The organism is Methylomonas defluvii (assembly GCF_033949435.1).
Classification (GTDB): Bacteria; Pseudomonadota; Gammaproteobacteria; order Methylococcales; family Methylomonadaceae; genus Methylomonas; species Methylomonas defluvii.
Genome location: NZ_JAXARY010000025.1, coordinates 16,008 through 28,624, shown reverse-complemented (window position 1 = coordinate 28,624; position 12,617 = coordinate 16,008). Strand labels below are relative to the sequence as shown.

Annotated in this window: 10 protein-coding genes; 7 read left to right on the top strand and 3 right to left on the bottom strand. The window is 50.2% G+C overall.

What is annotated here, in order from left to right; genetic code table 11:
* Positions 1 to 51: 51 nt before the first annotated feature.
* On the top strand, positions 52 to 1,530 hold the full coding sequence (locus QLH52_RS20760; protein WP_033156303.1) for an MFS transporter: 1,479 nt from the start codon (positions 52 to 54) through the stop codon (positions 1,528 to 1,530).
* A gap of 2 nt (positions 1,531 to 1,532) precedes the next feature.
* Positions 1,533 to 2,114 (top strand): ANTAR domain-containing response regulator, encoded by a 582-nt coding sequence (locus QLH52_RS20755; protein WP_033156304.1) that lies wholly within the window; start codon positions 1,533 to 1,535, stop codon positions 2,112 to 2,114.
* Between the two features lie 279 nt (positions 2,115 to 2,393).
* On the opposite strand, the gene QLH52_RS20750 is transcribed toward QLH52_RS20755, so the two are convergent.
* Complete coding sequence (locus QLH52_RS20750) at positions 2,394 to 4,328, bottom strand: hypothetical protein (protein WP_319962811.1); 1,935 nt, start codon at positions 4,326 to 4,328, stop codon at positions 2,394 to 2,396.
* Positions 4,329 to 4,622: 294 nt separating this feature from the next.
* Between QLH52_RS20750 and fliK the strand changes: the two genes are divergently transcribed.
* From fliK to QLH52_RS20735, 3 genes are all read left to right on the top strand, one after another.
* Positions 4,623 to 6,128 carry a flagellar hook-length control protein FliK gene (fliK, locus tag QLH52_RS20745; protein ID WP_319962810.1) on the top strand — a complete coding sequence of 502 codons (1,506 nt, stop codon included), beginning with the start codon at positions 4,623 to 4,625 and terminating at the stop codon, positions 6,126 to 6,128.
* Between the two features lie 137 nt (positions 6,129 to 6,265).
* Positions 6,266 to 7,270, top strand: coding sequence for a class 1 fructose-bisphosphatase (locus QLH52_RS20740; RefSeq protein WP_205454342.1), 1,005 nt, complete (start codon positions 6,266 to 6,268; stop codon positions 7,268 to 7,270).
* A 62-nt stretch (positions 7,271 to 7,332) separates the two neighbouring features.
* On the top strand, positions 7,333 to 8,067 hold the full coding sequence (locus tag QLH52_RS20735) for a helix-turn-helix domain-containing protein (RefSeq protein ID WP_192395561.1): 735 nt from the start codon (positions 7,333 to 7,335) through the stop codon (positions 8,065 to 8,067).
* A 4-nt stretch (positions 8,068 to 8,071) separates the two neighbouring features.
* On the opposite strand, the gene QLH52_RS20730 is transcribed toward QLH52_RS20735, so the two are convergent.
* Positions 8,072 to 8,836 carry an ABC transporter permease gene (locus QLH52_RS20730; RefSeq protein ID WP_319962809.1) on the bottom strand — a complete coding sequence of 255 codons (765 nt, stop codon included), beginning with the start codon at positions 8,834 to 8,836 and terminating at the stop codon, positions 8,072 to 8,074.
* Entirely contained in the window at positions 8,833 to 9,738 is a 906-nt protein-coding gene (locus QLH52_RS20725; protein WP_319962808.1) for an ABC transporter ATP-binding protein, read from the bottom strand. The genes QLH52_RS20730 and QLH52_RS20725 overlap by 4 nt, the downstream gene beginning before the upstream one ends.
* Before the next feature lie 118 nt (positions 9,739 to 9,856).
* On the opposite strand from QLH52_RS20725, the gene ppx reads away from it, so the two are divergent.
* Both ppx and QLH52_RS20715 read left to right on the top strand, forming a co-directional pair.
* A complete protein-coding gene (ppx, locus tag QLH52_RS20720; RefSeq protein ID WP_319962807.1) occupies positions 9,857 to 11,359 on the top strand; it encodes an exopolyphosphatase in 1,503 nt (500 codons plus the stop codon).
* Positions 11,353 to 12,588, top strand: a complete 1,236-nt coding sequence (locus QLH52_RS20715) for a hypothetical protein (protein ID WP_319962806.1) — start codon at positions 11,353 to 11,355, stop codon at positions 12,586 to 12,588. Before ppx ends, QLH52_RS20715 begins: the two co-directional genes overlap by 7 nt.
* Positions 12,589 to 12,617 lie beyond the last annotated feature (29 nt).

Sequence of the window (12,617 nt, the reverse complement as noted above, 5' to 3'; positions counted from 1 at the left end):
TGGCATATAAACTGCTAAAAAAGACCAAGGAACGACAACCACGGATCATTCATGTCTTTTACGCCTTTTAAATTACTATCCATGCGCGGCAAGACCAAAGTGCTGCACATGAGCTGGATCGCGTTTTTCATCAGCTTTGTTATTTGGTTCAATCATGCGTCTTTGTTAGTACTGATCCAGCAAGATCTGGGGATCAGCGAAACCCAAATCGAAATCCTGTTATTGCTGAACGTGGCGCTGACCATTCCTGCTCGGGTGATTACCGGTATGCTGGTGGATAGATTTGGCGCGAAAATCAGTTACAGCGTGTTATTGGCCGTTTGCAGCATTCCCTGCTTCATGTTCGCGATGGCCGAAAACTTCACCGAACTGGCCTGGTCGCGGTTTTTACTGGGCTTTATCGGCGCCGGCTTCGTGGTGGGCGTGCGCATCATCGGCGACTGGTTTCCGGCCAGCCAAGTCGGCACCGCAGAAGGTATTTATGCCGGCTGGGGCAATTTCGGGTCGGCGGTTGCGGCGATTTTCCTGCCGGGACTGGCATTTTATTTCGGCGCGGAACACGGCTGGCGTTCGGCGATTGCCTTGACCGGCGTCATCGCTTTGATCTATTCGGTGATTTATTATTTCAGCGTGGAAAACCTGCCGCCGGAAATTGCCGCCCTGAAAACCCGCCGACCCATGGCGATGGAAGTCACCAGCATCCGCGACTTATTTTTATACATGCTGAGTCTGGTGCCCCTGTACGCGACCATCTCCTTATTAGCCTGGAAACTGTCCACGCCGGCCACGCCGGTCCTAACCGACGGCTGGAATCTGACTATTCATGCAGTCGTCTGGCTACTGTTCCTGATCCACGTGTTTCAATTGGTCAACAACAACGCCGACCGCCTCAGCCAACCGATTGCCAGCATCCATCATTATCAATACCGACAGGTATTCATTCTGGCGATAGCCTATCTGGTTACCTTCGGCTCCAAACTGGCCGTTTTATCGATGCTGCCGATGTTTTTCTTTAAGACATTCAACGAAACCCAAGGCACCAGTATGTTGGATGCCGGGTTTCTGGCCTCCAGTTTCGTGGTAACCAACGTCATCGCCCGGCCAGCCGGCGGCTGGCTTAGCGACAAGATTGGCCGCAAACTGTCCCTGTATTTATTCGTGGCCGGCCTGGCCGGCGGATATTGTTTGATGGCGATGATTTCTGCGCAATGGACTATCCTGGCAACGGTGGCGGTTACCTTGCTTTGCTCTATATTCATGCAAGCGGCGGAAGGCGCGATATTCGCGTTCGTCCCCTTGATCAAACGCGCCATCACCGGCGAAGTGGCCGGCATCGTCGGCGCTTACGGTAACGCAGGCGCCATCGTTTATTTGATTTTGCTGACCTTCGTCTCCACCGGGCAATTTTTCTTGATTCTGGGCCTGTCCTGTTTTCTGTTGTTGGGTTTGATTTACTACCTGGAAGAACCTAAAAACTACATCACCGAAATCATGCCTGACGGCTCTTTGCTGAAAATCGCCCTGGATTGAACATGGCAGCGCTTAATGTCTTGGTCGTCGATGAATTCGACAGCGAACCCTTGCTGGAAACCAGCTTGCGCCAGCACGGCTGTGAGGTGGTAACCTTGAAACTTAAAGAACTGGACATGATGCAAATTGTCCAGACCCTGAACCCCGACGTGGTGGTTTTGAATTTGTACGCCCCTAACGAGGCCGTCTTGCGCACCATCGTTGACATCAATCATAACTGTTCGCTGCCGGTCGTCATTTTCGCCGAAGATCAGCAAACCGAGACCATCAACAAGGTCATCAAAGCCGGGGTCAGTGCTTATATCGTCGACGGCCTGGATCCGAAACGCATCAAGGCCATCATCGATATCGCCATAGCGCGTTTCAAAGAACAACATGCTTTAAAAGAAGAATTAAAAAAGACCAAGACTCAATTGGAAGATCGCAAGCTAGTGGATCGCGCCAAGGCGATTTTAATCAAGTCGCAAGGTTACACGGAAGACCAGGCCTATCACGCCCTGCGCAAACTGGCGATGGATCGCAACATCGCCATCGGCGAAATGGCCAAGAACGTCATATCAATGGCGGAGTTGTTCAACAAGTGACGACTTGCAGAGCGGTCGCGGCAGCTATACATCACGTCATTATTTATTACCCGGCCCTCGAGAGTACTGGGCCTGTCGAATGATACACAAGCCTCGGCTTCGACGCGCCCAGCCCGAAAGGAATACCCGCGACAGATAACTGCAGGTTAATAGTCCGGCATCGCAGCTTGATCTGCGATGCCGTCAATACCAAATTTTACCGCTGCGTCTGCAAACACCCTATTTTGGTGAAGATGATGCCGAAATGTGCTTGAGTCGCTGAAAAAATCGTCTCCATTATTACTTCAAGCCGTACACCTTCAACTGACTGCAAACCGGTAATTGATTGTCCGGCACGGTGCAGTCTGAGGTACCGACCCGGTAAATCATCACATACACCCGGCCATTGGCAACCACTGGCGGAATCATCCGCGACATCTTGCCTAAGCCGCCGCTATTGTCGTCACCCGTGCGAAATAGGCGTTTCAACTTATTACCCGGCTCTATTATGGTGGCATCGTAAGCAATCAGCTGACCTTCAGCGAACTCCTTATTGGCATCGCCGAATTTGGAAAATACCGCCCAAACGACGGCCGAATCGAAATCGATGGCGTGCGCAAAATTATTAGTTGTGGACGGTTTGCCGGATACCATCAACAAGCCGCCGGGCATACCGCCAGGCGATTCAACGCCCACCGAGGCCATCTCCTCTGCTTCCGCACGGAAGCTTGGCAAATTGCCGTCTACAGTAGAAAAATTGTAGGACTTCAAGCGGGAGTTTTCCCCCCATACATAGACAATGCCGCCGCTCTGATCGCGTTGCGCCAAGGCCAGCGAGTGGATGTGATGCATTTTGTTGTTTTCCGGATCGCCGCATGGCACGAACCAGCCGTGATCGCTATGTCCGGATGCCGGACACGGTAAGCTGCGATTCAGATGCTGCGCCCGGTCCCAGTTTTCCTGAACGCCGCCCGCGAAGTAGGTTGCCACTAATGGTGGTTTGGACATTAATTGATTGAAGCGGTCGTTCCGGCCCAAATTCAGTTTATCCAAGGAATAAATGATGCCGTCTTTGGTGCCTTGCAACAGCAGCCGGGAACCCGGCACCAGCATCGGCCCGGCCGCACCGAAATCCCAGTCGGCGCCGGCGGCATGCGCTTCTGCCCTGCCGCAGGACACTTCGGAGTTATTGTCGCCCCAGAGACACTTATCAGCGGGAACGCGCTCATCCAGAAACGCTTTGTAAAAATCCACCTTTTCCAGTTCGGGCCGCGCACCACCGACGCTGGGTTTGAAGCGGAGTTTGATCATGCTTTCAGCCAGATCGACATCGCCGTTATTTGAAGTGCCGTTGGAGGTGGCGACATAAATCATGTCGTCTTCGGTGACCGGCGCACCCCCGGCATGCCAAATGCCTGCGCCCCAAGAATTGAATGACGTGGCGCAAAAGATGGCAGCTTGTTTGGAAAAGCCGCTTTGCCCGAGCAAGGCTCTGGTGTCGTAAGCTACCACGAAACCATGCGGATTTTTCCGGCCGCCCATCAGCGATTCACCATTCGCGGCGAATGCCATGACCAAGCCGTTATTCTCTGTCAACGCCAGTCCGGCCCGTAGTTTGGGATAGACATATTGCTTGGTTTGATTAATTTGCTTATACGTCGCGCCGGCATCGTTAAACCAGCAGCCGTTGCCTTCCTGTGACTTGCCGAAGATACGTACCGGTTTACTTTTTTGGCTGCCGTTTAGCGGATTTAAGGCATACACCCAGTAATCACGGAACCGGTTGTCGTTGTTTTTCTTTTGCCAGGAAGCGACAAACAATGTGTTGGTGGCAGGGTCGATTATCGGCGTGGCGGAAATACCCCAGGTGGGCGTGTGTTTCCACATATCCATGTCTTGCGAGCTGATTTCCGGGCCTAGTTTGACCTTATAAACGGTTTCGTTGGTGCGGGCGTTAATGCCGATGACGTCATTCTTCATGGTGGTGATAATCACTAAATCATCGGCGCCTGCACCCTTTTCGATCACCAAGGGCTGGGTTTCGACTTTGGCGTTGAAGTCGTAAGTACGCAGCAATCCGAACTGCTCGGTATTCACGTTAGTTTTGTTCAGCGTGAACTCTTGATTATTGGCTGCGGTACGAAAATTATTACCGGCGCGTTGCGTCACGCTAACTGCCAGCGCGGCATTAACCCAAAAAACCGTAAAGATAAAACCCAATTGCAGCGTTTTCATGGCTCACTCCCCCAGTTGAATGTCAACTGAGCCTAGAGTGAGCGCAAGTGGCTTGTCAAGCTCTTTAAAAATAAACGCATTTACAGGCTTTGTCCTAACACATGGCTTATTTCCTGATACGCCCATGTTTACGTGAACAGTGGCATCAGGCTTTTATGGGCGAATGCCGAAAAAGTTTGCCAAAATGCTTACCACAGCGAATCGTAAGGGTGAGTTTTTTATAGTACTCTAGCCAAACTGCGAACATTGCAGCGGAAAATGCGTAAATCCCGGTTGCGGCGAGGTGAGGATGTCATGGATATAAAGCTGCCTTTAGATGCGAAACTTGTGATGGCTTTGAACAAGTCGAGCGCGCCGCTTGCCGAGCTTAAATTGAATCAAGTGTTAGACGCCAAAATCATTACCAATCAAGTCATGCTGAACACACTGACTGTCAGCGTTGCCGATAAAACCATGACTTTGCAGAGCCAACAAGCATTGGCTTTGCCACCCGGCCAGACCCTGCAGTTGCAAGTGGTGAAACTTTTGCCGACCCCGGAGCTAAAAATTATCGCTCCGCCACTATCGCAAGCGCCGAATACGTCAAGCTTAGCGGCGCCCGAAGCGCAACTACTCAAACTACTGCACTCCCCGACCACTCCAGCGCCTGCAACAGCATCTCTACCCAGCAATCCACTGGCGACATTAAACCCCGGTGACCATGTACAGGCGCAGATTTTGAATATCGGCAAACATACGCTAACGGTGCAACTGACGCCGGAGCCGAGTGATGCCAAGCAAACCCAAAGCACAGCGTTACCTGGCGGCGAAAGCCGAGTAGTATTGGATAGCAAACAACTGCAATGGAGCGATCCGGCGGCTAAGTCCACGCTAACCGTCGGTAGCCGCATAGATTTACAAATTCTCAAGAGCGGTGAGCGCCCAGTGCTGAGCGCATCGTTACCGGCACCTTCTATTGACGAACACATCGCGACGGTGTTCAAGCAGTTGTTGCCCGTTCAAGTGCCGCCGCAACAATTTCTGGCGCAACTGGCGCCTCTGATAAAGCCTGCCGAAAGCGATAAAGCCGTAGGCCAATTACTCAAGCAACTGGCCCGGGAAATATTGCAGCATATTCCGGACAAAACCAAGCTGTTCGAACCGGCCACTCTCAAGCAAGCCATCGCACAATCCGGCTTGTTTATGGAACGCAATTTGGTCGATGCGGAGGCAAAACCCGCGTCATTTGTGTTGCCAGACGATTTTAAATTAAAACTGAGCAAGCTGATTGCGCAGTTGGGCTTGGAGCTGGCTGTGCCTAAGGATGAAAATGCGGCTCAGCAGACAGCAAGCGAACTACTGAAAGAAACCTTGCAAAAGGCCCAGGGCAATCTGGCCAAATTGACATTGGATCAACTCAATTCGCTGCCCAGGGACGATTCGCCGAAACAGGTCTGGATGCTGGAGTTACCGTTCTTCGACAAAGCCGAGCCGGAAACATTGCAGCTGATAGTGGAACAAGACAAACAAGCCAACAGTGAGAACGGCCAAAAGAACTGGGTAGTGAGCATTACCATTACCCCTCCCGAACTTGCTACAATACACTGCAAGGTCTCCTGTTACGACGGCAGTATTAACACCCGTTTCTGGAGCGAGTCCACCAGCACCGTGGACAAAATCAATGCGCGTCTGGACTATTTAAGACAACAGTTCGAACAAAAAGGATTAAAACCCGGATTTATGGATGTTCAACAAGGGAAACCCTCGCAAACCCATCCACAAACGCTCCCGCCGCAAAGTCTGTTGAGCGAAAAAGTCTGATACCGGGCGGGATACAGCAATTGGATAATCAAATCTGCCGCGAACCGGCAAACAATTTACTCACCAAGCCAGGTACTAGACTGCCGTGGCTGCCGAAACAACTTCTTACTTTAGCCAACGCTATGGAGAATTAACGCATGTCCCACCAAGTTACCCTGACCCAGTTCATCATCGAGCAGCAGCGCGGGTTGCCGGATGCTTCCGGTACGTTCACGCTGCTGCTGAATAACATCGTGACTGCGTGCAAACAGATCTCCCACCGGGTCAATTGCGGCGCTTTAATTGGCGTATTGGGCAGTGCGGAATCCGAAAACGTGCAGGGCGAAGTGCAAAAAAAGCTGGATATTATTACCAACGACATCATGGTCAAGGCTTTGGATTGGAGTGGTTCCCTGGGCGGGATGGCATCGGAGGAAATCAACGATCCGATCAAAATCCCCAAACAATATCCAAAGGGCAAATATCTGGTGTTGTTTGATCCACTGGATGGCTCGTCGAATATCGATATTAACCTGACTGTGGGCACCATTTTCTCGATTCTGCGCTGCCGCGAAGGCGTTGAACCGGAAACCGAGGATTTTTTGCGCAAAGGCACCGAACAAGTGTGCGCCGGTTTTGTGTTGTACGGTCCTTCCACCATGTTGGTCCTAACTACGGGCAATGGTGTGAACGCTTTTACGCTGGATCAGGATATCGGCGAGTTCATTCTGACCCATTGCAACATGAAAATTCCCGAGGACAGCAGCGAGTTTGCCATCAACATGTCCAACCAACGTTTCTGGGAGCCGCCGGTGAAGCGTTATATTGACGAATGTGTCGCCGGCGTCGACGGGCCGCGCGGCAAAGATTTCAATATGCGTTGGGTGGCTTCGCTGGTAGCTGAAGTCTATCGCATCCTCACGCGCGGCGGGGTATTCCTGTATCCGCACGATCTTCGCGATCCGTCCAAGCCCGGCAAACTGCGCCTGATGTACGAGGCTAACCCGATGGCATTTATCATCGAACAAGCCGGCGGGCTGTGTTCCACCGGTCGCGAACGAATTTTAGATCTCAAACCCAGCAGTATTCACCAACGAGTGCCGTTGATTTTAGGTTCTAAATCCGAAGTAGAACGGATAGTTGCCTATCACCAACAAGATTAACTGGTTATCCGTTGCTATGTCGCCGCTTCGTCGAGAAGCGGCAAATTATCAAACCCAACACTATGCTTTCATTGAAAACTCAAGCCCCTGAGCCGCTTAAAAATCAAGTCAGTTGCGTTAATTGCAGTCTGGATAATATTTGTTTACCGCGCGGTTTATCGCAAGCCGAAATTAATAACATCAGCCAAGTCGTCAAGGCCCGTAAAACCTTGCAACGCGGCGATTTTATCTACCGTGAAGGCGACAATTTCCGTGGCATTCTGGCAATAAAGTCCGGTAGCGCCAAGTTGGTGGCTAACGATAGCCATGGCAACGAGCATATATTGAATATTCTGTTGCCCGGCGAACTACTGGGCTTCGACGGTCTCTCCGCCGAAAAGCACGGCTGCGCGGCGATTGCGTTGGAAACCATGAGTTTTTGCATCCTACCGGCCGACAATATGGAAGATTTGTTCAAGAACATGCCCAGCCTGACGCGCGAATTGTTTCGGCATACCGGTGAGAAAATGCTGGAGGACAAAAACCAGCTGGTATTGAGCAAACGACCGGCGGAAGAGCGTTTGGCTTATTTTCTGATCAGCTTATCCGAAAGGTTGAAACGGCGCGGATTTTCATCATCTGAATTTAAATTGTCACTCACCCGCCAAGAAATCGGCAATCACTTAGGCTTAGCCTTGGAAACGGTGAGCCGCCTGCTGAAAAAATTCCAGGACGATAATTTGATCGTGGTGCAGAACCGCTTTATCGCGATCAAAGATCTTACCGCCTTGCGCAATATGTTGGTGCCATTGGAATAAGCTACTAATTTTTTATACCGATACCTTTGTGCAACAACAGCAAGCTCAGGGCGGTTAAAAACACGATAAAGCCACCTGTCATCGCAAAAGCCAGTTCGATCTCGACATCACTGACCCCTATCATGCCGTAACGAAAGGCGTTGATCATGTATAAAATCGGATTGGCCTGCGCGATTTTTTGCCAAATCCCCGGCAACATCGCTATCGAATAGAATACCCCGCCCAGATAGCTCAACGGTGTCAGTACAAAGTTGGGAATGATGGAAATATCATCAAAGCTATCGGCAAACACCGCGTTGATGAAACCGGCCAGCGCGAACAAGGTTGCCGTCAGCACAAACACCGCAGCCGCGATGTCCCAATGCAGAATGGTGGTGTGGGTAAACATCATCGAAATACCTGCCACCACCACGCCAACCAACACCCCGCGCGCGATGCCGCCGCAGACATAACCGGCCAAAATCACATAATTCGGTACCGGTGCCACCAAGAGTTCTTCGATATGGCGCTGAAATTTAGTAGAATAAAACGAAGACACCACATTGGAATACGAATGGCTGATCACCGACATCAGAATAATGCCGGGCACGATGTAGTCCATATAACTGACGCCATGCACCAGGCCTATGCGGTCGCCAATCAGCTTGCCGAAGATCAGGAAATACAGTGCCGTGGTAATGGCCGGCGGCAGCAGCGTTTGCGGCCAAATCCGGGTGAAACGGCGGATTTCTTTGAGCAAAATCGTCAAAAAAGCGACTGAGTAGTTCATTGCACCAGATCCAAAAATAATTGTTCCAGTCGATTGGACTTGTTGCGCAGACTCAGAACCTCGATACGTTGCTCAGATAGCGCTTGAAATAAACGGTTTAGACCGAGACTTTTCGGCACAGCGACGTCTAACACAGTATCGCCACTCAGCACAATTTCACAGCCATCGATTAGCGGTGCTTGCACTAATGGGCGCGCTATATCTAATACAAAATGATCGGTGTGCAAGCGACTCAACAAACTGCTCATCGCTGACTTTTCGATGATTTGTCCGTTATTGATGATGGCGATATTCCGGCACAAGCTTTCGGCTTCTTCCAGATAATGGGTAGTCAAAATGATGGTGGTGCCCTGTTTGTTGACGTCCTGCATCATCTCCCACATCGAGCGGCGGATTTCGATGTCCACGCCGGCGGTGGGTTCGTCCAATATTAACAAGCGCGGCGAATGCACCATGGCTCTGGCTATCATTAACCGCCGCTTCATGCCGCCGGACAAACGCCGAGACACTACGTCGCGCTTATCCCATAGTTCCATTTGCCGCAAACATTGTTCGGTGCGCTGTAAGGCTTGCTTGCGCGGAATGCCGTAATAGCCGGCCTGGTTCATCACCACGCTCATGCTGGTTTCGAATTGATTGAAGTTAACTTCCTGCGGTACCACGCCGATGCAGGTTTTGGCAGCGACATTGTCTTTATCCAAATCGTGACCGAAGATGCTGACCAATCCGCTGGTTTTGTTAACCAGCGAACTGATGATGCCGATCAAGGTCGATTTGCCGGCGCCATTAGGACCCAACAACGCGAAAAAGTCGCCACGCTGGACCTCGAGATCCACGCCTTTCAAGGCTGCAAAGCCATTGTTGTAAGTCTTTTTTAGGTTTTGGATGGATAAAGCCGTCATGCTCTGATGTTATAATCCCGGGCAAAGAAATTGACGCGCTATTTAAATATGCGCCAATAAAGCTTTCGGATTTTATCAGAATTCACCGCTCCTCAGCAGCCTGAACAGGATTAGACTCTTGCCACATCAAATACCGACCAGTGTTGCTGCCGTCGATCTAGGTTCCAACAGTTTTCACATGATTATATGCAGCTTGCACAACGGCAAATTGCAAACCATCGACCGCTTGAAAGAAATGGTTCGTCTGGCTGCGGGATTGGATCAGCATAAAAATCTCGACCAAATCACGCAAGAACGCGCCTTGGCCTGCCTGGAACGCTTCGGTCACCGCATCCGGGATTTTGCACCCAACAGCGTCTCCATAGTAGGCACCAATACGCTACGCATCGCCAGAAACTCGCAACAATTCATCAATAAGGCCGAAAAAGCTCTGGGGCATCCGATTCATATCATTTCCGGCATTGAGGAAGCGCGCTTAATTTACCAAGGCGTGGCCCACAGCCTGGGCAGCAATGCCAACAACCGTTTTGTGATGGATATCGGCGGCAGTAGCACAGAGTACATTATCGGCCGCGATGATATTGCCCACACTAAAGAAAGCCTGAACATGGGCTGCGTCACTGTTAGCCAGAACTTTTTCAAAAACGGCGAACTGACCAAAAAGGCCTTTCGTAAAGCGGTACTGTTTGCCGAGCAACATCTCGAACCCTTTCAAAACACGTTCAATTCCAAAAACTGGGAGGAAGCCATTGGTGCTTCCGGCAGCCTGAAGGCGGTCAGCAATGTGTTACAAACCATGGGCTGGAGCAATAACGACATCACCAATGAAGGCTTGGAACAGTTGGTCGCCCACCTGTTAAAACTGAATCGGATCGACGAAATCAGCTTTCCAGCCTTGAGTATCGAGCGCCGACCGGTGTTTATCGGCGCGGTCGCTATTGTTTATGCCACGTTCAAGACCTTGAATATTCAGCAAATGACGGTTTCGGATGGCGCATTGCGCGAAGGTCTGGTGCAGGATTTACTCGGTAGAATTTACAACGATGACGTTCGTTCGCAGACTAGCCAGACCATTGCCGCACGTTACCACACCGACACGTCACACAGTCAACAGCTCAAAGAAACCTTACGTTACATCGCTCAGCAATTAGACGACCACCCTTGCTTTAACGACAACCCTGCCAGCTTACAGTTTTTGGAATGGGCGGCGGAACTCCATGAAATTGGCTTTGAGATTGCCCATAGCCAATATCACAAACACAGCGCCTATATTATCGAAAATGGTGATTTGGCGGGGTTTTCCAAGCAAGATCAACTGTTGCTGTCTAAGTTGGTGCGCAGCCACCGCAAGAAACTTAATTTAAGTCGCTTTGAGGATTTGCCGTTTCCTTGGCGCCAACATGCGCCGATCATGGCAGTGGTGTTTCGGCTGGCCGCTTTGCTGCACCGCAACCGTAATAGCAAACGCCCGGACTTTAGCATCACGATTAATCGCCACGATATAAAAATCGATTTTCCGAAAAATTGGCTGGAACAAGCGCCTCTGACGCATGCTGATCTCAAACAAGAAATGTATTACCTCAAGGAGGCTCGCTTTAATCTGATCTTTGATCAATGCTGAAATTCCTGCTGTATATCCTCCTTTCACTGGCAATACTGTTCGTAGGCTTACTGTTTTTCGCAATCGACGATACGCCGTTGTTAAAAATCCATCAGGGTTTGAACCGCGAAGACATACAGCGCGCGAAGCAGTTATTGCATGTCGCACCGGAGGAAAGAGGCCAAATTAAAACCGTTAGTTTGGACCAGAAGGACTTGAATATTGCGGTGAGTTATCTATTAAACCATTTTGCGGAAAATACGACGCAAATTCAGATTGTAGATGACAGATTGATGATTCAGATAGCGATATTTGTGCCTAAAAGCCCCTGGGGCAGATATTTGGACTTTAGTTTTAATCTACGACAGGTAGATGACGCCATTTTTATCAAGTCTTTGAAAATTGGTGAAATTTCCATTCCCGATCCCGCTGCAAATCTCCTGATTCCCGCTATCGTGCATAACACGCCGCTAGAGCAGCATTGGCAATTGTTGAGCCGATACGTCAAGAAAGTCCGCATTAGCCCGCAAGCTTTGGAAATTAGTTATCTTGGGTCCATCGTAGATGCGGCAAAGCAATTGGCTATCCAAAAACATCGGGATTACCCAAACCTGCATCGCTATCAACAGCAAATCAACGAAATCGTCAGCCAACATGATCCTAGCTGGCGCTTATCTATTACCGATTTATTGCAACCCTTATTTTTGACGGCGTATCAACAAACGCCGACGGAGGACGCCGTTCAGGAAAATCGCGCGATCATCATTGCTGTCGGCAGCTATATCTATAAACAGGACTTACGCCGCTATCTGCCGCTTGGCTTGGTTTACAGCAAGGAATATCCTGTATTTGCTTATAAGCGAGTGGATATACCTCAGCATTTTATTGCTTCGGCATTATTGGCAATTCTTGATTCCTCATTACTCGGCGAGCAAATAGGCATAGATAAAGAACTGGGAGATGCGCAAAAAGGTAGCGGCTTCAGCTTCATTGATCTGACCGCGGATCGAGCCGGGACTAGATTCGGTCAAATAGCCGTGGCATCAACCGAGAAAGCGAGGGCATTACAAAGAATAATGTCTAGCACTAAAGATTATTCGTCTATTATCCCGGAATTACAGGACTTACCGGAACATATGGACGAAGCGACATTTGTTGGCAAGTTTCATTCGGTAGGAAGTTCTGCATACAACGAACTGATCCAACTAATCGACGACAGGATTAACGGCTTGCCGGTGTATCGATTATAAGTACCTACAGAAGGCACCCAAACCAGATC